Source organism: Burkholderia guangdongensis, from assembly GCF_013403875.1.
Lineage (GTDB): Bacteria > Pseudomonadota > Gammaproteobacteria > Burkholderiales > Burkholderiaceae > Burkholderia > Burkholderia guangdongensis.
In genome coordinates, this window is sequence record NZ_JACBNX010000019.1 from 1 (window position 1) to 19,436 (window position 19,436).

General features: G+C 66.2%; 16 protein-coding genes. 4 read left to right on the forward strand and 12 right to left on the reverse strand.

Annotation, left to right across the window (positions count from 1 at the left end):
- Positions 1 to 376 precede the first annotated feature (376 nt).
- Positions 377 to 853 (reverse strand): hypothetical protein, encoded by a 477-nt coding sequence (locus tag HZI36_RS18745; RefSeq protein WP_179404160.1) that lies wholly within the window; start codon positions 851 to 853, stop codon positions 377 to 379.
- A gap of 294 nt (positions 854 to 1,147) precedes the next feature.
- Here HZI36_RS18745 and HZI36_RS18750 point away from each other — a divergent pair, with 294 nt between their 5' ends.
- A complete protein-coding gene (locus tag HZI36_RS18750; RefSeq protein WP_179404161.1) occupies positions 1,148 to 1,852 on the forward strand; it encodes a glutathione S-transferase N-terminal domain-containing protein in 705 nt (234 codons plus the stop codon).
- Between the two features lie 65 nt (positions 1,853 to 1,917).
- The gene (locus tag HZI36_RS18755) at positions 1,918 to 2,280 is read left to right on the forward strand and encodes a hypothetical protein (RefSeq protein WP_179404162.1); all 363 of its coding nucleotides are present in this window, start codon (positions 1,918 to 1,920) and stop codon (positions 2,278 to 2,280) included.
- A 111-nt stretch (positions 2,281 to 2,391) separates the two neighbouring features.
- Here HZI36_RS18755 and HZI36_RS18760 read toward each other — a convergent pair whose 3' ends face one another.
- The 5 genes from HZI36_RS18760 to HZI36_RS18780 form a co-directional block, all read right to left on the reverse strand.
- Positions 2,392 to 3,555, reverse strand: a complete 1,164-nt coding sequence (locus tag HZI36_RS18760; RefSeq protein WP_179404163.1) for an amidohydrolase — start codon at positions 3,553 to 3,555, stop codon at positions 2,392 to 2,394.
- A gap of 62 nt (positions 3,556 to 3,617) precedes the next feature.
- Positions 3,618 to 4,646: a fimbrial protein gene (locus tag HZI36_RS18765; protein WP_179404260.1), complete on the reverse strand. Its 1,029-nt coding sequence runs from the start codon at positions 4,644 to 4,646 to the stop codon at positions 3,618 to 3,620.
- Complete coding sequence (locus HZI36_RS18770; protein ID WP_179404164.1) at positions 4,625 to 5,377, reverse strand: fimbrial biogenesis chaperone; 753 nt, start codon at positions 5,375 to 5,377, stop codon at positions 4,625 to 4,627. Before HZI36_RS18770 ends, HZI36_RS18765 begins: the two co-directional genes overlap by 22 nt.
- 11 nt (positions 5,378 to 5,388) lie before the next feature.
- Entirely contained in the window at positions 5,389 to 7,869 is a 2,481-nt protein-coding gene (locus tag HZI36_RS18775) for a fimbria/pilus outer membrane usher protein (protein ID WP_179404261.1), read from the reverse strand.
- Between the two features lie 87 nt (positions 7,870 to 7,956).
- A complete protein-coding gene (locus HZI36_RS18780) occupies positions 7,957 to 8,469 on the reverse strand; it encodes a fimbrial protein (RefSeq protein WP_179404165.1) in 513 nt (170 codons plus the stop codon).
- On the opposite strand from HZI36_RS18780, the gene HZI36_RS18785 reads away from it, so the two are divergent.
- Together HZI36_RS18785 and HZI36_RS18790 are read left to right on the forward strand one after the other, a co-directional pair.
- Positions 8,468 to 8,734 carry a hypothetical protein gene (locus HZI36_RS18785; RefSeq protein ID WP_179404166.1) on the forward strand — a complete coding sequence of 89 codons (267 nt, stop codon included), beginning with the start codon at positions 8,468 to 8,470 and terminating at the stop codon, positions 8,732 to 8,734. The genes HZI36_RS18780 and HZI36_RS18785 overlap by 2 nt on opposite strands.
- Before the next feature lie 485 nt (positions 8,735 to 9,219).
- Positions 9,220 to 10,458, forward strand: coding sequence for a M23 family metallopeptidase (locus HZI36_RS18790; RefSeq protein WP_484478980.1), 1,239 nt, complete (start codon positions 9,220 to 9,222; stop codon positions 10,456 to 10,458).
- 51 nt (positions 10,459 to 10,509) lie between these two features.
- Here HZI36_RS18790 and HZI36_RS18795 read toward each other — a convergent pair whose 3' ends face one another.
- The 6 genes from HZI36_RS18795 to HZI36_RS18820 form a co-directional block, all read right to left on the reverse strand.
- Positions 10,510 to 11,814, reverse strand: coding sequence for an MFS family transporter (locus HZI36_RS18795; protein ID WP_179404168.1), 1,305 nt, complete (start codon positions 11,812 to 11,814; stop codon positions 10,510 to 10,512).
- Position 11,815: 1 nt separating this feature from the next.
- Entirely contained in the window at positions 11,816 to 13,507 is a 1,692-nt protein-coding gene (locus tag HZI36_RS18800) for a SpoVR family protein (protein WP_179404169.1), read from the reverse strand.
- Positions 13,504 to 14,772 carry a DUF444 family protein gene (locus HZI36_RS18805; RefSeq protein ID WP_179404170.1) on the reverse strand — a complete coding sequence of 423 codons (1,269 nt, stop codon included), beginning with the start codon at positions 14,770 to 14,772 and terminating at the stop codon, positions 13,504 to 13,506. The genes HZI36_RS18800 and HZI36_RS18805 overlap by 4 nt, the downstream gene beginning before the upstream one ends.
- Before the next feature lie 125 nt (positions 14,773 to 14,897).
- Positions 14,898 to 16,820 carry a PrkA family serine protein kinase gene (locus tag HZI36_RS18810; RefSeq protein WP_179404171.1) on the reverse strand — a complete coding sequence of 641 codons (1,923 nt, stop codon included), beginning with the start codon at positions 16,818 to 16,820 and terminating at the stop codon, positions 14,898 to 14,900.
- 413 nt (positions 16,821 to 17,233) lie between these two features.
- The gene (gene rbsK, locus HZI36_RS18815) at positions 17,234 to 18,175 is read right to left on the reverse strand and encodes a ribokinase (RefSeq protein WP_179404172.1); all 942 of its coding nucleotides are present in this window, start codon (positions 18,173 to 18,175) and stop codon (positions 17,234 to 17,236) included.
- Positions 18,172 to 19,200, reverse strand: coding sequence for a LacI family DNA-binding transcriptional regulator (locus HZI36_RS18820; RefSeq protein ID WP_179404173.1), 1,029 nt, complete (start codon positions 19,198 to 19,200; stop codon positions 18,172 to 18,174). Before HZI36_RS18820 ends, rbsK begins: the two co-directional genes overlap by 4 nt.
- Positions 19,201 to 19,436 lie beyond the last annotated feature (236 nt).

Sequence of the window (19,436 nt, forward strand, 5' to 3'; positions counted from 1 at the left end):
GTCAGCGCCAAAGGAGTCAGGGAACGGGGGGCGGCTTCGCCGCCCCACCCCAACACCATAAACAAGGACAAGACAAAGCCCAAACACCGCGACATTTCAATTTAGCTGGAAGCACGACAATTGAACTTAGCGGGGACATTGTGTGTAGCGGCTAAGTTGTAATGTCCGCTTCTGGCTAAGTTCAAACGTCCGCTTTCTGGCCCATCGTAAGCTGATTGGCTGCTGGGAATCCAGCGCCGGAGGCTTCGATGGCAGCGACGGAACGGATAACAATGACGATGCGCGAGCTGGATCGATTCAAGGTCATTCAGGATGTGGCGGACGGCAAGCTCAAGCCGTGGCGCGCGGCGTAACGTCCGCTTTCGCGACGCGTCAGCTATTCAGCCGCAGATGCCGCGCTGCCCGGACCGTCGTGAAGCGCACGGCCGACGCGGTCGATCAGCGATTTCGCGGCGCTCGTCATCAGCGCGGCATCGACGTTCGACGTTTGCCACGCACCGTCGCTGTCCTGGACGAACGACAGCGGGACGTGCAACGTCGTCGTGTCGCCGTTGCCACTGCCGCCGTTGTCGCCGTCGCTGGACCGCCCGTTGTGCCATGCGATCGCGACCGTGCATGCATACGTGCGGTCGGCGGTTTTCTTGCAGTCGCCGTCGCGCGTGACCGATGTGACGTCGGCCGATACCGGCAGCGGCTGTCCGAGCAGCGTGCTCAGCGGCCCGTGATTTTCCGCGTCGAGCGCGCGTCGCACCGCGGCGTCGACGTCGCGCCCGGATGGGCCGTCGTGGAGCCACCCGCACGCGGCCAGCAGCGTCGACGAAATTCCCAGCAAGTACAGCGTTCGAAGCTTCATGGTTCTCCGTCAGTCGGCAGAATCGTGGAAACGCGGACGCCGCCATCCGCTCGCACCGCGCGGACGCGATGCGCCCGCGCGTAGTCTGCCGCGTTCGGCGCGGCCGCGGCGTATCGATTTGTAACCGAAACCGGCAATCGTGGCAGCCCCCGGTACGCTCGACGAATGCCCGCTCCCGCGCCGCGCGCGCACGGCTTCGGGCCAATCGACCCGCGCGCTGCGACGTCCGCGCAAATCGGCTACATTGAGCGCTTCGTCCGCCCGTGCGGCATCCCACCCCGAACGCTTTCGACCATGCCCGATTTGTCCGCCTTCCCGATCACGCAAAAGTGGCCGGCCCAGCATCCCGACCGCATCCAGCTCTATTCGCTGCCGACGCCGAACGGCGTCAAGGTGTCGATCATGCTCGAGGAGGTCGGCCTGCCCTACGAGCCGCATCTCGTGCGCTTCGACGCGAACGACCAGCTCTCGCCCGAGTTCCTGTCGCTGAACCCGAACAACAAGATTCCCGCGATTCTCGATCCGAACGGGCCCGACGGCAAGCCGCTCGCGCTGTTCGAGTCGGGCGCGATCCTGATCTATCTCGCCGACAAAAGCGGCCAGTTGATCCCGCAATCGCTCGCTGCCCGCTACGAGACGATCCAGTGGGTGATGTTCCAGATGGGCGGCATCGGCCCGATGTTCGGCCAGGTCGGATTCTTCCACAAGTTCGCCGGCCGCGACTATGAAGACAAGCGTCCGCGCGACCGCTACGTCGCCGAGTCGCGCCGGCTGCTCGCCGTGCTCGATGGGCACCTTGCCGGACGGCAATGGGTGATGGGCGACGCGTACACGATCGCCGACATCGCGATCTTCCCGTGGGTGCGTAATCTCGTCGGCTTCTACGAGGCGGGCGAACTCGTCGGCTTCGGCGATTTCGCGAACGTGAGGCGCGCGCTCGACGCGTTCGTCGCGCGGCCCGCGGTCGCGCGCGGGCTCACTATTCCGGCGCGCGGCTGACGTCCGCCGATGCGCGATGCTGCGGCCCCTCCTCCCGACGAAACCCGTCACAGACCGGAGTCCCGATGACGAAGCTCAAGCGCATCCTGGCGAGCGCGTTCATGCTGCTCGCGGCCATGGGCGTCGCGCATGCGCAGACGCAGACCTATCAATTCGGCGAGGGGCAGTCCCAGCCCGAGGACACGACGCATCTGCCGCCGTTGCCGCCGGGCATGCCGACCGAGTCGGCCCCCACTTCGTCGTCCGGGCAAGTCGCGCCGCATGTGCACCGGCGCACGCATGCGGCGCGCCGACACGTCCGGCACGCGGCGCGCGGGCGACATGTCCGGCACGTGCGGCATGTGGGCCATCGGCACCGGCAACATCATCGCCATCATGATCGGCACCACGCCGCGCCGCTCCGCCGCTCGCGCTACTCGTACGTCTGATCCGCCGCCCGCCCGCGCGCGCGCCGACGTGCGCCGACGTGCGCTCGCGCGCACCGACGTACGACGCGCGCGGCAGCACCTCCCGGGCCGGTCGCCACGCCTTGATGACCTTCAGACGAGGAACGTCTCCGCCAACGTGACCCAGTACGACGCACCTGTCGGCAGCGCCGCGTCGTTGAAGTCGTAGCCGGGGTTGTGGACCATGCAGCCGCCCTCGCCGTCGCCGTTGCCGATGGTCAGATAGCAGCCGGGACGCTTCTCGAGCAGGAACGCGAAGTCCTCGCTCGCGGTGAGCGGCACGACGTTCTCGAGAAGACCGCCGTCACCGGCCCACCGACGCGCGACGTCGCGCGCGAACGCGGTCATTTCCGCGTCGTTGACGAGCACCGGATAGCGGCGCTGATAGTCGATTGTCGCGGTCGCGCCGAACACGGCCGCCTGCGCGTGCACGACTTCCTTGATGCGGGTTTCGAGCAGGTCGCGCACGTCGGGCTTCAGCGCGCGCACGGACAGGCGCATCTGCGCGCGATCGGGAATCACGTTCGGCGCCTCGCCCGCATGGATCGCGCCGACCGTGATGATCGCCATATCGAGCGGCGCGACGTTGCGCGACACGATCGTCTGCAGCGCGACGACGATGTGCGCGCAGACGACGACCGGGTCGACGGCTCGGTTCGGCATCGCGCCGTGGCCGCCTCGGCCGTGCACGTCGACGATCACGGTATCCGACGACGCCATGAACGGCCCGGCCAGGAAGCCGAACTTGCCGGTCGGGAAGCCGGGCATGTTGTGCATCGCGAAGATCGCGTCGCACGGGAACTGCTCGAACAGGCCTTCGTCGAGCATGCGCTTCGCGCCGCCGAGGCCCTCCTCCGCCGGCTGGAAGATCAGGTTCAGCGTGCCGGAGAAGCGCCGCTCGTGCGCGAGATGCTTCGCGGCCGCGAGCAGCATCGCGGTGTGGCCGTCGTGGCCGCACGCGTGCATCTTGCCGGGGATCCCGCTCGCGTACGGCAGGCCGGTCTCCTCGTGGATCGGCAGCGCGTCCATGTCCGCCCGGATGCCGAGGCGCTTCGCGCCGTCGCCGACCTTCATCTGCGCGACGACGCCGGTGCCGCCGAGCCCGCGATGCACGGTATAGCCCCACGCCTGCAGGCGTTCGGCGACGAGGTCGCTCGTGGCGAATTCCTCGAAACCGAGCTCGGGATGGGCATGAATGCGATGTCGCAATTCGATCATTTCGTCGGCGAGGCCGGCGGGGAGCACGCTGTGCGTCACGGTGTCGTCTCCTGTTGGATGGGGTGTGTGGACGAAGGATAGCGGGAAGCGGCCGCTGACTGTCAATAAAGAAACAGCCGGATCGTCGCCGTCGCCGAAAACGGCCCGACCTTCGGCGGCCCGAACGGCCTCAGCACCGCGGTGAACGGCACCGACCGCGTCGCCACGTCGACGGGCAGCTCGGTGATCGTGAACTGCCGGTTGAACGACACCGCGTGCCCGTGGCCCTCCTCGATCCCGATGCCGAAATTGCTGTCCGCGTCGGGCAGCAACAGGTCGTTGCGCACCGTATGCACGGTATCGAAATAGCCGTCGACCCGCACCGCGACGTTACATTGTTTCTTGTCCAGCCGCAGTTCGAATCGCGCGCGCGGCTCGGCCGGCGAGAAACCGCCGCTGACCGCCTGCACCGGGCCGAACCGCACGATGCCCGACGTCGGCATGACGGTCACGTCGACGAAGCACGGGGTCGGCTTCAGCCGGCCAAGGCCACTCAGGCTATATCGAAAGCTCGGGTTGACGATGTTCGGCCCGCGCTCGCCGTCGAACTGGAACGCCGTGTAGCTGTCCGGCAGCGCGCCGCGCCACGCTCCTTTCTTGCGCACGATGACCTGAAAGTCGATGCCCAGCCGATACGGCCTGCAGCGCCCGCCGTTGTCGTTGAATTCCTGGCTCGCGCATGGCGGCACCGTGAGCGGCGTCCGCACGCGCGTGTCGCTGAAGTAATCCTGGCCGTTGTAACGGATGCCGACTTCGAGCCCCCATGCGGCCGGGGCCAGCCGGTCCGGATTCGGATAGAAATAGACGGGATCCGGATGGCTCAGCGAATGGCCGAGATCCTTGAAGCACTCGCCGGTCGTCCGGCGCATCGGCGATACCCAGATCACGTAGCCGTCAGGCGCGCTCGTCGGATACGACGCGACCGCGCCGATCGGCTCGGCGAGCCGCGTCGAGCCGTCGTCGGCCACGCAGCGCAGCGCCCGGGCCGGCTGCGCGGCGATCGCGAGCAGCACGAACACGCCTGCGCCAAGCGACGCCCGTGCCGCAAGCCCCCGCTCCCGGCGCGCGCTCATCGCTTCGCGCTCCGGCATTCGTCGGCGCTGCACGCATATTCGACCGTGATCTGGCCGCCATAATCGTCGACGTGCGTGACGAACAGCGACGCCGGCGCCCCGCCGCCAAACGGCGCGTCCGCGCGGCTCATCGGATCGACCATTACCGGATCGAACGACAGCGGCGTCGCGTGCGCGCCAGTCTTCAGGCCAACGATCGTTACGTGATACGGCGTCGGATTGTCGAACACGAGCCGATGCGCGGGCGCATCGACGCGCACCGTCATCGGCAGCGTCGGATCCTCGCCGCGCGCCGGCTGCACGCCCTTCGGACGCCAGAACAGCTTCATCTGCGTGTGCAGCGCGATCTGCAGCGTGTTCGGCGTGTCGGTTTTCGGCGGAATTTCGCGGACGTTCAGATAGAACACCGACTCGCGGTCCGCCGGCAGATCGCCGCCCGGCAGGCGCGCGATCCGCAGCACGGTGCGCTCGCTCGGGTCGATGCGCTGCAGCGGCGGCACCGCCATCAGTGGCGACGTGATCCGCCGCCCGTGCGGATCCTCGATCCACGACTGCACGAGGTACGGGATCGCGCCGTTGTTCGTGAGCGTGACGACCGCCGCCGGCTCGCCCTCGTTGAATATCACGCGTGTGCGGTTGGGTACGATCGACGCGTGCGCGGCGCCGGCGACACCCGCGCAGGCGAATGCGATTCCGATCGCGAACGTGCACGATGCGCGTCGTGTCGGCAGGGAAAAAGAAAGGGTCATCGTCGTTCGAATCACGAGTCGTTCGGGGTGGCCGCCGTGCGCGGCGGATCGGGCGAGCGGCACGCGACCGGAATCGGCGTGCCGTCGAGTTGCTGCGTGTCGGGCAGCGCGCCGAGCGTGCAGAGCGTGTGCGCGGCCGAGCGCACGACGAGCCGCGCGTCGGGCCGCACTCGCGTCAGGTAGACGGCGCCCTGCTCGCCGACGATGCCGAGTTCGCGGCCGTCGTCGGCGTCCTGCACCGACGCGCCGAACGGCACGCGCGGGCCGAGCGTCACGTATAGCGTGCGCCCGCGCGCGGCCGGAAACGCGACGAAGCCGATCGCACCTTCGGTCAGCACGACGCGCCGGATCGGATGATCGACGTGCACGTCGAGCGGCAGCCGTTCGACGTCGATGGCCGCGTCGTACGCCTCGTACGGCAACAGGTCGTCGAGCGTCGCATAGCCGCGTGCGCCCGTCTGCGTACGGGCGCCCGCGAGCGGCACGTTCGGCACGCCGTCGGTCGATACGAGCAGCCGCGTGTCGCCCGCGTTGCCGTTCGCATGCGCGGACACGCCGTAGCGCGTCGCGACGAGCGAGCCCGACACGTCGAGCGACGCGGCCGCGTAATTGCCCGCGACCGTCGACGCCTGCGCGCTCAGCTGGACTGCCGGCAGTCGCGCGAGCATGCTCGCGTTCAGCGACGCGCGGCCATCGGTGGCGCCGCCGTGGAGCTGGAACGTGCGGCCGTCCGGATCGTCATGGGTGTAGCCCGCGTTGACGCTCGTGCCGCCCGGGCTACCGGACAGCAGGTTCGACGTCAACGTCCGCCGCTGGCCGAGCGGCAGCGTCACGGTCAGCGACACCGTGTTGCCGTCATCCGATGCACGCTGCGTGCGAAACGCGGATACGCCGACGCTCACCTGCCGCGCGCGGAACGAAAACGTGCGCGCAAGCGCGACGCCGATCCGACGGTCGGGCGACCGCGACCAGTGCGCTGTGCTGTCGTACGACAGGTACGCGGACGTCCCGCCGAACCGTTTCAACAGCGTCGCCGAAAAGTGCTGCTTGCTGTTCGCGAGCGCATACGCGGCCGGGGCGCCGGCAAACTGCGCGAAGCTCGCGTAGTGGCGCGCCGAGAAGCGATAGCCGAAGAAACGGACGTCGGCGTCGAGCGCGTCGAAGCGTTTCGAATAGTTGACGCGATACGCGCGGCCGCTGTGCGCCGCACCGTTCCACCACAGCCGCGCGCGCGTATAGGTGACGTCCGCCGACAGCGCGCCGAACCTCCCGAAGTCACGGCCGACGCCGAGCGCGGCCGACGTGTAGCGCGAGGCGGCCATGACGCCGCCATAGACGGTCACGTCGAGCGGCAACCCGTACGCGGCCTCGGCGAAGCCGAAGAACGGCGTGATGCCGGTGCCGCCGAAGTGGCGCGGCTGGCCAACGGCGAACTTGTAGCGCAGCTGGCCCGATCGCGAGAGATACGGCACCGACGCGATCGAGACCTGGAAGCGTTCGACCGTGCCGTCCTCCTCCTCGACCGCGACGTCGAGCGTGCCTTGCACGCTCGTGTGCAGGTTCTGCAGCGCGAACGGGCCCGGCGACACCTTCGTGACGAGCAGCACGCGACCCTGCTGCGATACCGTGACGGTCGCGCTCGTGCGCGCGCCCCCGGTGATCAGCGGGGCGTAGCCGCGTAGCGCGGGCGGCAGCATGCGATCGTCGCTGCGCAGCGTCGCGCCGGTCAGCGCGAACGTGTCGAAGATGTCCGAGTGCAGATAGTCGTCGCCGATCGACAGTGTCGATGCGATCGATGGCAGCGCACGGAATCCGTAGAGCCGACTGAAGCGAACGCTGTGCCCCGCATAGGCCGAGCCGCCGTTCGCCTGTGCCTGCGCCTGATAGTCGCCGCGCAAGCGCCACGCGCGCCAGTTCGCGCCGATCGTTCCGTACGACCGCGCCGATTGGCTCCGCTGCGCGCCGTCGCCGAGCGCACGGTGGGCATTCGCGACGACGCGGTAATCGAGCATCGCGCCCGCGATGCCGTCGCTCCAGCGCTCGGGCGGCACATAGGACGGGTCGGTATAGCGAAGCGCGGCCTGCGGGATCGTGATCCGCAGCCGCCCGTCGTTTTTCAGATAACGCACGGTGGCGCCGTCGATCGCGCCGACGTCGACGCAGCGGCCATCGTCGAAGCCCGGCAGTTCGTTCGCGAGCGACGGCTTCAACCCGAACTGCGCGACCAGCGTCGGCGTCAGGCAGGGCCGGCTCGCACGCGAGCTGCCGTCAATGACGAAATCGATCGTCTGCAGCCCGTGGAACGCGTCGTTGACGTCGACGTCGAGCAGATACGCGCCGGGCGGCGTGAAGTCGGGCTGCTCGAACCGCGACAGGTCGACGTTGTCGTTCATGCCGCCGATGTTCAGGAACGATGGATTGAACGTCGTCGCGATGCCCGGATCCCCGACGGCCCACGCGCACAGGCAGATAACGGCAGCTCGGATACGCAGCACGACGGCACGCCCGGGACGCGGAAGAAGACGGGACGGAAAAGTGGGGATCAGGAAGACGGCGCGCGTCTTCCCCGAGGTGCCGCGCTAGTGGTAGCGCACCCGGAAGTTCGCGACGGCGTCGGCTCGGCCGGGTGTGACCGTGGCGGCGGTCGCTTCATACATCGCGGAGAAGCGCACGACGTTCGAACCGTGCTGCAGCACGATCGGGCGCTTCTGCTCGAAGCCGTTGTCGATGTATTCGCCGGACGCCGCCTGCAGCCGCACGCCGACGTTGCGGGCGGCCCCGACGACGCCCAGCAGGGCCGGAGCCGCCGGGTGGCCGGTGCCGATGAACGTGAAGTACGCGTTTCGCGCGACGGACGTGTCGCAGTCGGTGAGCGTCACATCGAAGGTTTGCGACGCCGACCGGTCGCCGGCCGCCTTGAACCTGTTTGCGGACACGACGCCGAGGCGGACGGTCTGATCCAGAGAACCGGCATCGATACCGCACGCACCCGCCACGATCTCGCCGGTGAAGCTGACCGTGCTGCCTCCAGCGGAAAGGCTCGAAGTGGACAGTGCCGCGCTGACGAACACAGGCAAAATGAACTGTTTCATGGCCGATTCTGTGTGTGATTTGTCGATAAATGAAATGCCTGGAAAATACGATGCCGAGACGGTCTGCTTTGTTGTAAAGCTCAGATTATATCGATTGGGTTGGCAAAGCAAATCGCGGATTGTCTTTTGTTGGAAATTGATTTTTCAACCTGAAAATGAAAGCGGCTTGCTCCGCGCCGGGTGGCGGTTCGCGGGTTTCATTGACTGGATCCGCCGAAGTTGCTTTGTTTTTATTGTTCTTGCGCAATGCCGGATGCATCCGTGATGCCGATATAAATAAAATACCGGATCTACAGCTATTTATTTTTTGATCTGTCGTTTTCAGTGAAAGGATTCGATTCGCCGATTTCTCTTTTAATTGTTTTGGCGCGACGTACGATCGGGAGGCGTTTTTTAATTGCCCCCTACCGTCACGGTCATTCCCGCCATGCGAAACAAACGGACAGACCCCGTTTAATATTTTCATCAAATCCGGAACATCTGCGCGTGAACGCTGTCATTATTGGTTAGTTTCTTCGCGCGATCCGGGTTTCGACCCGAATTAACGCCGCCGTTCGGAGCGAGCCTTGCCCGCTCGCTGGGCCGAACGGCAAACGAAACAGGCCCCGTGAGGGGCCTGTTTCGTTGTACGCCCGCTTGTATGCCTGCTTGTACGCTCGCCACACGGCCCACCGCCGCCCGACGCGTGCCCGGCTCGCGGCGTCCGCCCGCCCTCTTTCGTTCGAACCGCTTTTCCTGATGTGGACACCCTTGGTCAAGTCTGTCACCTACCCTGATGCCCGCGCGCCGATGGCCGGCCGCGCGCGGCTGCCCGCCATCGTGCTGGGCGCGGTCGCCGTGCTCGGTCTCGCGCTCGCGTTGCCGGCGCTGTCGAGCGCGCCCGACGTTACCGAAACGCGCGCCGCCGCGCTGCCGCAACGCGTGCTGTCCGACACGCCGTTCCCCACCGCGCAGCATTTCGTCACCGACGAGCTCGCACAAATGACCGGCGAGCGCAGCCCCTCCCCCGGCCTCCTCGCGCCGCTCGCCGCGCATCGCGACGACGTGCTCGGCTCGGCGAGCCTCTTCGCGCTCGCATCCGCCGAGTCCGGACACGGACTGCGCGCCGGCAACGTCGAGCTGACGCTGTCCGACACGCTGAACCGTCTCGATCTGCCGCCCGAAGTCGCGATTCAGCTCGGCGACCTCGTATCCGGCAAGATTCCGATGCACGCGGATGCGCAGCCGGGCGACCGTTACCGGATCGCATTCGACTCCGTCGACGGCACGCCGCGCGTGACCGCGCTCGAGCTGCACGTCGCCGGCCGCACGTTCGGCGCGGTGTGGTTCGTCCCGCCGGGCGCGACGCAAGGCGCGTATTACACGTTCGACGGCGCGCCGCTCGAAGCCGCCGCGTTCGAGATGCCCGTCCAGTGGACGCGCATCAGCTCGCCGTTCGGCGAGCGTATTCATCCGCTCACGCATCAGGCGGAGTTCCATACCGGCGTCGACCTGGTCGCGCCGACCGGCACGCCCGTCGACGCGGCCGCCGACGGCGTCGTCGCGTTCGTCGGCGTCGATCCCGGCGGCTACGGCCGATACGTGATCGTCGATCATGCGAGCCACTACTCGACGTACTACGCGCACCTGTCCGCGTTCGCGCCGGGCCTGAAGGTCGGGGATACGGTCCGGCAAGGCGAGCGGATCGGCGCGGTCGGGATGAGCGGCGAGGCGACGGGCCCGCATCTGCATTTCGAAGTGCGGATCGCCGATCAGCCGGTCGACCCGATCGTCACGCTCGCGAATGCGCAGACTGCGCTGTCCGCAATGCAGCTCACCGCGTTCCGCGTGGAAGCGGCGCAATGGCGCTTCAGATTCGCGTCGATCGGCACGTCGCCGTTCGCGTTCGCGCAGGCGGACGGCCCGCTGTGGGGCGACTTCGCGGCCGGCATGTCGACGACATCGACGCTGCGCGCGATGTTCGACGCGCGGTACGGCGACGTGGCCTGACGACGCGCGAGCCGGCTCAGGGCTCAGGGCACTCGGCTCAGGGCTCCCGGCTCAGGGCTCGTGCCGCAGATACCCTTCCCGGCTCGGATCGCGCATCCGGTACGACACGATCAGCGAGATCGCGCAGAGCGCGGTCACATACCAGTAGAACGTCCCCTCGCTGCCGATCGACTTGAACCACAGTGCGACGTACTCGGCCGAGCCGCCGAACAGCGCGTTCGCAACCGCATACGACAGGCCGACGCCCATCGCGCGCACCTCGGGCGGGAACATCTCGGCCTTGATCAGGCCGCTGATCGACGTATAGAAGCTCACGATCGCGAGCGCGACCGTGATCAGCGCGAACGCGGCGACGGGGCTCGTCACGCCCTTCAGCGCGTGCATGAGCGGCACCGTGCCGACTACCGCGAACGCGCCGAACAGCAGCATCGACGTGCGCCGGCCGATGCGGTCGGACAGCGCGCCGAACACCGGTTGCAGCGCCATATAGACGAACAGCGCGGCCGTCATCACGTTGCTCGCGGTCTTCGCGTGCATGCCGGCCGTGTTGACCAGATACTTCTGCATGTACGTCGTGAACGTGTAGAAAATCAGCGAGCCGCCCGCGGTGAAGCCGATGACGGTGAAGAACGCCCCTTTGTGCTGCCAGACGCCGCGAATCGTGCCGGCGTCCTTCGCGTGGCGCGACGTGTTCGTCGACGTTTCGTCGAGCGACTTGCGCAGATACAGCGAGATCAGCGCGGATGCCGCGCCCACGACGAACGGAATGCGCCAGCCCCACGCCTTCAGATCGTCGTTCGACAGCGTCTGCTGCAGGATCACGATCACGAGCAGCGCGCACAACTGGCCGCCGATCAGCGTCACGTACTGGAACGACGCGAAGAAGCCGCGACGGCCCTGCAGCGCGACCTCGCTCATGTAGGTCGCGCTCGTGCCGTATTCGCCGCCGACCGACAGCCCCTGGAACAGCCGCGCGACGAGCAGCAGCAGCGGCGCGAAGGCGCCGATCTGCGCGTAGGTCGGCAGCGCGGCGATCATGAGCGAACCGCCGCACATCATCAGTACCGAAGTCATCATCGCGGTGCGGCGGCCGTGCTGGTCCGCGATGCGGCCGAACAGCCAGCCGCCGATCGGCCGCATCAGGAAGCCGGCCGCGAACACGCCGGCCGTGTTCAGCAACTGCGCGGTCGTGTTGCCGTGCGGAAAGAACGCGGACGCGAAATACAACGCACAGAACGAATAGATATAGAAGTCGAACCACTCGACGAGATTGCCGGACGACGCGCCGACGATCGCGAATATGCGTCGCCGGGTGTCGTGCGGGGACAGCGCGGTTGGGGTGGTCTGGACCTCCATCTCAGAGCCGCAACTCCGGCGCGACGTAGCGGCATTCGTAGCGCTTGCGCACGGTGCCCGCCTCGTCGACGCTTTCCAGGAACACGTCGAACTGCCAGAGCCGCGCCATGTGCTTCAGCACCTCGTCGCTGTCGTTCGACAGATGGCGGTTATCGGTCATGAAATGGCGCAGCGTGAGGCTGCGGTCGCCGCGTGTGTTGACCGACCAGACCTGGATGTTCGGTTCGCGATGATGGATGTCGTACTGCCGCGACAGCGCCTGCCGCACGTACTGATAGCCGGAGTCGTCGTGGATCGCGGACACCTCGAGCGAATCGCGCATGTCGTCGTCGAGCACCGAGAACAGGCGCATCTCGCGGATCAGGTGCGGCGACAGATACTGCGCGATGAAGCTCTCGTCCTTGAAGTTGCGCATCGCGTAGTGCAGCGCGGGCAGCCACGGGCTGCCGGCGAGCTCGGGAAACCACTTGTAGTCCTCGTCGGTCGGCGCTTCGCAGATCCGCCGGATGTCGCTCATCATCGAAAAGCCGAGCGCATACGGATTGATCCCGCTGTAGTACGGCTTCGTGACGGGCGGCTGATAGACGACGCTCGTATGCGAATGGAGGAACTCCATCATGAACGCATCGGCGAGCTTGCCCTGGTTGTACAGCGTGTTGAGCAGGGTGTAATGCCAGAACGTCGCCCAGCCTTCGTTCATCACCTGCGTCTGCCGCTGCGGATAGAAGTACTGTCCGATCTTGCGCACGATGCGGATCACCTCGCGCTCCCACGGCTCGAGCAGCGGCGCGTTCTTTTCCGCGAAGTACAGCAGGTTCTCCTGCGGCTCCGGCGGATAGCGCCCCTCCTCTTCCTCGGCGAGCATCTGCTGTTTCGCGGGCAGCGTGCGCCACAGCTCGTTGACCTGCGATTGCAGATACGCTTCGCGCTCGCGGCGCAGCGCCGATTCCTTCGACAGCGACGGCTTCTGCGGCCGCTTGTAGCGGTCGACGCCGTAGTTCATCAGCGCGTGGCACGAGTCGAGCAGCTCCTCGACGCGGTCGAGCCCATAGCGCTCCTCGCATTCGGCGACGTAGTTCTTCGCGTAGACCAGATAGTCGATGATCGCGTGCGCGTCGGTCCACAGCCGGAACAGGTAATTGCCCTTGAAGAACGAGTTGTGACCGTAGGCCGCGTGCGCGACGACGAGCGCCTGCATCGTCATCGTGTTCTCTTCCATCAGATACGCGATGCACGGGTTCGAGTTGATCACGATCTCGTACGCGAGCCCCATCTGGCCGCGCCGATAGCTCTTCTCGGTCGACAGGAAATGCTTGCCGAACGACCAGTGCCGGTAGTTGACCGGCATCCCGACCGACGCATATGCGTCCATCATCTGCTCGGAGCTGATCAGCTCGAGCTGGATCGGATAGATATCGAGCTCATACTGTTCGGCGACCTGCGCGATGTGCGTGTCGTATTCCTCGATCAGCTCGAACGTCCAGTCGGACGGGCACGGCAGCGGCTTGCGTTCGGCAACGTTCATACGCGCTTCCTTCCGTTCTGCGGCGGGCGGCGCCGACGGCGCGGGCTGCCCAGGTTCGCCTTCGCCTGATGCCGGCTGGCCGCGCTGCGCTGCGGCATGGCCGTCATCGTCACCCGAACGGCGCGGCTGGTAGCCGCGCGATTCGTTGTGAAGATGGCGAGTCGTCATGACATTTCGACCTGCTTTTCGAACAATTCGCGAAATACCGGGTAAATGTCGGCAGCCGATTCGACTTTTTTCATCGCGAGATGCGGTTGCGACAACGCGAGCTGCGCGTATTCCAGCCACAGATTCTGCTCTTCCGGCGCGACCTGGATATACGCGAAGTAACGCGTCTTCGTGAGAATATCCTCTTCCAGGATTTTGCGACACTTCGGTGAATCGTCGGTCCAGTTGTCGCCGTCGGACGCCTGCGCGCCGTAGATGTTCCATTCGGTCGGCGAGTAGCGCTCGTTCACTACCTTGCGCATCAGCTCGAGCGCGCTCGACACGACCGTGCCGCCGCTCTCGGTCGAATGGAAGAACGTTTCCTCGTCGACTTCCTCCGCGCGCGTGTGATGGCGGATGAACACGACCTCGATGCGCTCGTAGTTCCGCTTCAGGAACAGGTACAGCAGGATGAAGAAGCGTTTCGAGAGATCCTTGCGCTGCTCGTCCATCGAGCCGGACACGTCCATCAGGCAGAACATCACTGCCTGGCTCGACGGCTGCGGCTGCTTCACGCGGTTGATGTAGCGCAGGTCGAATGGATCGATGAACGGAATCCGCCAGATGCGCCCCTTCAGATGATGGATCTGCTCCTCGAGCTCGGCGATCTCGGTGCGACGGTCGTCGGGATCGCTCTTCAGCACGTCGAGCTGCTCCTCGAGTTCGCGCAGTTCGTTGACGAGCGGCGAGCCGAGCGCGATCCGGCGGCCGAGCGCACTTCTCAGCGAGCGCACGACGTCGATGTTGTTCGGCGTGCCCTCGGCCGCCCAGCCGGCCCGCACGCTCTTCCAGCTCGGCACGGTCAGCAGGTGCGTCTTCACCAGGCGCGGCAGCTCGAGATCGTCGAAGAAGTACTGCATGAACTCGTCGCGCGACAGCTCGAACACGAAGTCGTCCTGCCCTTCGCCCTCGTTGCTCGCCTGACTGCCGCCGCCGCCCGCGCCGCCTTGCGGACGCGGAATCTTGTCGCCGCGCACGTAATCCTCGTTGCCGGGGTGCACGTGCTCGCGGCGGCCGCCCGGCCCATGCCGGAACGTCGGCTCCGCGATGTCCTTGCGCGGGATCGTGATGCTCTGCGTGTTTTGAATATCCTTGATGCTGCGGTCGCGCACGGCGTCGGATACGGCGCGACGAATATAGTTCTTCACGCGACGCAGAAAGCGTTCGCGGTTGGCAATGCTCTTATTCTTGCCGGCAAGCCTGCGGTCGATGATTTGATGAAGCACACCCGGTCTCCCGCTCGAATGTCGATACGCCGGGACGCACGCCGCACATGCCGTTTACCGTCATGCGGGCCGCGCCTCGCAGGGCGCCCGTGCGGCCCTGCCGCACGGACTGTGCATCGTGCGTGTCATGACGACTTGCGCACGCGCAGATACCAGTCGCAAAGCAGCCTGACCTGCTTCGGCGTATAGCCCTTTGCGACCATTCGGTTGACGAAGTCTTCGTGCTTGCGTTGCTCCTCCGCCGAGCCCTTCGCGTTGAACGAAATGACCGGCAACAGTTCCTCGGTATTCGAGAACATCTTCTTCTCGATCACGACCCGCAGCTTCTCGTAACTGACCCACGCGGGGTTCTTGCCGCCGCCCGCCGCGCGTGCGCGCAACACGAAATTGACGATCTCGTTGCGGAAGTCCTTCGGGTTGCTGATCCCGGCCGGCTTCTCGATCTTCTCGAGCTCCGCGTTCAGCGCCGCGCGGTCGAAGCTCTCGCCGGTGTCGTGATCGCGGAATTCCTGATCCTGGATCCAGAAATCCGCATACGTGACGTAGCGATCGAAGATGTTCTGCCCATACTCCGAATACGACTCGAGGTACGCGGTCTGAATCTCCTTGCCGATGAACTCCGCATAGCGCGACGCGAGCACGTCCTTCACGAACGACAGATACTTCTGCTCGGTTTCCGGCGGGAACTGCTCGCGCTCGATCTGCTGCTCGAGCACGTACATCAGGTGCACCGGGTTCGCGGCGACTTCGGTCGAATCGAAGTTGAACACGCGCGACATGATCTTGAACGAGAAGCGTGTCGACACGCCGGTCATTCCTTCGTCGACGCCCGCGTAGTCGCGATACTCCTGATACGATTTCGCCTTCGGATCGGTGTCCTTCAGATTCTCGCCGTCGTACACCTGCATCTTCGAGAACAGGCTCGAATTCTCCGGCTCGTGCAGACGCGACAGCACCGAGAACTGCGACATCATCTTCAGCGTGCCCGGCGCGCAGACCGCCTCCGCAAGCGACGAGTTGCGGATCAGCTTCTCGTAGATCTTCATCTCCTCGGACACGCGCAGGCAGTACGGCACCTTCACGACGAAGATCCGGTCGAGCAGCGCCTCGTTGTTGCGGTTGTTGCGGAACGCCTTCCATTCGGACTCGTTCGAGTGCGCGAGGATGATCCCGTCGAACGGAATCGCGCCGAATCCTTCGGTGCCCTTGAAGTTGCCTTCCTGCGTCGCGGTCAAGAGCGGATGCAGCACCTTGATCGGCGCCTTGAACATTTCGACGAACTCGAGCAGGCCCTGGTTCGCAAGGCACAGGCCGCCGGAGTAGCTGTATGCGTCGGCGTCGTCCTGCGCGTATTGCTCGAGCTTGCGGATGTCGACCTTGCCGACGAGCGACGAGATGTCCTGATTGTTTTCGTCGCCCGGCTCGGTCTTCGAGATGCCGATCTGCCGCAGGATCGACGGATAGCGGCGCACGACGCGGAACTGGCGGATGTCGCCGTTGTACTCGTGCAGGCGCTTGACCGCCCACGGGCTCAGGATGCAGCGCAGATAGCGGCGCGGAATGCCGTACTGCTCCTCGAGGATCGGGCCGTCCTCGTCGTAGTCGAACAACCCGAGCGGCGATTCGTTGACGGGCGAGCCCTTCAGCGAATAGAACGGCACGCGCTCCATCAACTGCTTCAGACGCTCGGCGATCGACGACTTGCCGCCGCCGACCGGGCCCAGCAGATAGAGAATCTGCTTCTTCTCCTCGAGCCCTTGCGCGGAGTGGCGGAAGTACGCGACGACCTGCTCGATCACTTCCTCCATTCCGTAGAACTCACGGAATGCCGGATAGACCTTGATGACCTTGTTCGCAAAAATCCGCGACAGGCGCGGTTCGATGCGGGTGTCGATGTGTTCAGGTTCCCCGATTGCAGCCAGCATGCGTTCGCCGGCCGAAGCATACGCGGATGGATCGTTCTTGCAGAGCGCGAGGTACTCCTCGAGAGAAAACTCTTCCTCTTTCGTTTTCTCGAAGCGGTTCGCGAAGCTGCTGTAAATATCCATGCTACCTCCTCGCCTGTGTCTGAAGACGTGCCTGCCTTCTGTGACAACGCGAACGCAGGAGCGTTCGATCCATCCTAAACCCTTTTGTCTTTTTTTTCACGGTCTACATGGTGAATCCTTCGTCGATCGCACGATCCCTTGGACGATCTTTTTTCGGCGCTCTACAATCGATGCCCCGAGCCGCCGAATCGACGTCGCTCACGGTGTGTCCAACCGAGATGCCGCCGCTGCGCCGGACCCTCCTCCGTCGCCGAATGTCGTCGCCGAATTCACCACCACTCTCCCTCTTTCCCTAGACGCTCGAACCCGCGTTTGCGACGACACGACGAACACGCCGTTACAACTTTCTTTTCGTCCGACGTGCTCCGCGAATCGACACGTACGAAGGATGCGCGAATGTGCATCGCATCATCTCAGCCATCGAGCTCGGCCAGGGTCGGGATCGACGGCTGCGCGCCCGCGCGCGTGACCGACAGCGACGCTGCGCGCTGCGCGAAGCGAATCGCCGCATCGACGTCCGCGCCCGCCGCGAGCCGCGCCGAGAAGGCGCCGATGAACGTGTCGCCGGCAGCCGTCGTGTCGACCGCATGCACGGCCGGCGCCGGGTAATGGCGCGCGGCACCGTCGGCGCTCAGCGCGAGCACGCCGCGCGCGCCGAGCGTGATCAGCACGTTGCGCGCGCCGTTCGCCTGCAGCGCGCGCGCCGCGGCTTGCGCGTCGGCCGGCGTGTCGATCGGCAGCCCGGTCAGCGCGGCCGCCTCGACTTCGTTCGGTATCAGGTAATCGACGAGCGGCAACCAGTCCGCCGGCAGCGGCGCGACGGCCGGCGCCGGGTTCAGCACGACGGTCCGGCCGAGCCGCCGCCCCGCGCGCAGCGCCGCATGCACCGCGTCGGCCGGTGTCTCGAGCTGGCAGATCAGCACGTCGGCCGCCGCGAGCGTCGCCTCGTGGCGCGCGATCGTGTCCGGCGTCACTTCGCCATTGCTGCCCGCGACGATCACGATCGCATTCTGGCTCGCGTCGTCGACGACGATCAGCGCGACGCCGGTCGGCGCGGACGCGCTCGACGCGAGCCCCGCGCAGTCGATCCCTTCGGCCTCGAGGCCGGCGCGCAGCGCGTCGCCATGCGCGTCGGCGCCGACACAGCCGATCATCGCGACCCGCGCACCGAGCCGCGCGGCCGCGACCGCCTGGTTGCCGCCCTTGCCGCCCGCCGCCTGCGCGAACGTGCGGCCCGCGAGCGTCTCGCCGGGCTTCGGCAGCCGCGGCGCCCGCACGACGAGATCCATGTTCAGGCTGCCGATCACGGTCACGCGGCCGCCGCCCGGCGCGCCGGCCGCGGCCGGCACCGTCATGTGCGCGCGCCGGCCTCGGCCGGCTCCCGGTATGCGCCCGTCGACTCGCGCAGCACGAGCCGCGGCGAAACGACGCGCCGCCGCTGCGGCGCGCTCGCCGATCCGCCGATCCGCTCGATCAGCGTCTGCGCGGCCATTTCGCCGAGCGCGCGCACCGACTGCCCGACCGTCGACAGCGCCGGATACGTGTAGCGCGAGAACTCGATGTCGTCGAAGCCGATGATCGAGCAGTCGTCGGGCACGCGCAGCCCGCGCTCGGCCGCCGCGCGCAGCGCGCCGAGCCCCATCAGGTCGTTGCCCGCGAAGATCGCGCTCGGCCGCACGCTCGAAAAAAGCCGCGTCGCCGCGTGATAGCCGCCGAGGCACGAGAAGTCGCCCTCCGCGATCGCGCCCGGCACGATCTCGATCCCGCGCTCGGCCATCGCGCGGATGAAGCCGTGCACCCGCATCGCGCTGACCGCCGTCTCGACCGCCCCGGTGATGCAGCCGATGTTCGCGTGCCCGAGCTCGAGCAGATGCCGCGTCGCGAGATACGCGCCGCGCTCGTGGTCGATCTGCACGAGATCGGCGTCGACCCCCTCGATGTTGCGGTCGACGACGACGAGCGGCGCCTGCGTGTCCGCGAGCGTCTGCGCGAGCACCGCGTCGTCGCCGGCCGACGCGACGATCAGCCCGTCGATCCGCTTTTCCTGCAGCACGCGCAGATAGTTGCGCTGCTTCGCGGGATCGTCGTCGGAGTTGCAGAAGAACACGCAGTAGCCGCTGATCGCGCATTGATCCTCGATTCCGCGCGCGAGCTCCGCGAAGTACGGATTCGTGCTGTTCGGCACCACGAGCCCGATCGTCGCGGTCGAGCGCTGCTTCAGCGAGCGCGCGACCGCCGACGGCACGTAGTGCAGCTCGCGGATCGCGGCCTCGACCTTCGTCCGAACGTCAGCCGACACCGGCCGCGTGTTGTTCACGACGTGCGACACGGTCGTAAAAGACACGCCCGCCCTGGCTGCCACATCCTTGATTGTCGCCATACCTTTTTCCTCGTTGTTCTGTCGGTTACGCCTGGCGCGCCCGAGCGCGACGGCGGCGATACGTGTCGAGCAAGACCGTGAGTACGACCGCGATCACGATCACCGCGCCCGTCATGATGCGCTTTATTGGCTTGTTTGCGCCGATTTGCGCAAACCCCGCCTCGTGCTGAACCTATCGTATGTCAGGAAGTGCAAGCTCAAAGCCGAGAATAGCGCGGTCATCTCGGCGGCCGCGC

Bases quoted from the DNA above. Each gene is read 5' to 3' on its own strand.
- HZI36_RS18820 (WP_179404173.1), bottom strand. From the start codon at position 19,200: ATGGCGACAATCAAGGATGTGGCAGCCAGGGCGGGCGTGTCTTTTACG.
- HZI36_RS18750 (WP_179404161.1), top strand. From the start codon at position 1,148: ATGCCCGATTTGTCCGCCTTCCCGATCACGCAAAAGTGGCCGGCCCAG.
- HZI36_RS18770 (WP_179404164.1), bottom strand. From the start codon at position 5,377: ATGACCCTTTCTTTTTCCCTGCCGACACGACGCGCATCGTGCACGTTC.
- HZI36_RS18785 (WP_179404166.1), top strand. From the start codon at position 8,468: ATGGCCGATTCTGTGTGTGATTTGTCGATAAATGAAATGCCTGGAAAA.
- rbsK (WP_179404172.1), bottom strand. From the start codon at position 18,175: ATGACGGTGCCGGCCGCGGCCGGCGCGCCGGGCGGCGGCCGCGTGACC.
- HZI36_RS18810 (WP_179404171.1), bottom strand. From the start codon at position 16,820: ATGGATATTTACAGCAGCTTCGCGAACCGCTTCGAGAAAACGAAAGAG.
- HZI36_RS18780 (WP_179404165.1), bottom strand. From the start codon at position 8,469: ATGAAACAGTTCATTTTGCCTGTGTTCGTCAGCGCGGCACTGTCCACT.
- HZI36_RS18755 (WP_179404162.1), top strand. From the start codon at position 1,918: ATGACGAAGCTCAAGCGCATCCTGGCGAGCGCGTTCATGCTGCTCGCG.
- HZI36_RS18765 (WP_179404260.1), bottom strand. From the start codon at position 4,646: ATGCCGGAGCGCGAAGCGATGAGCGCGCGCCGGGAGCGGGGGCTTGCG.
- HZI36_RS18800 (WP_179404169.1), bottom strand. From the start codon at position 13,507: ATGACGACTCGCCATCTTCACAACGAATCGCGCGGCTACCAGCCGCGC.
- HZI36_RS18745 (WP_179404160.1), bottom strand. From the start codon at position 853: ATGAAGCTTCGAACGCTGTACTTGCTGGGAATTTCGTCGACGCTGCTG.
- HZI36_RS18795 (WP_179404168.1), bottom strand. From the start codon at position 11,814: ATGGAGGTCCAGACCACCCCAACCGCGCTGTCCCCGCACGACACCCGG.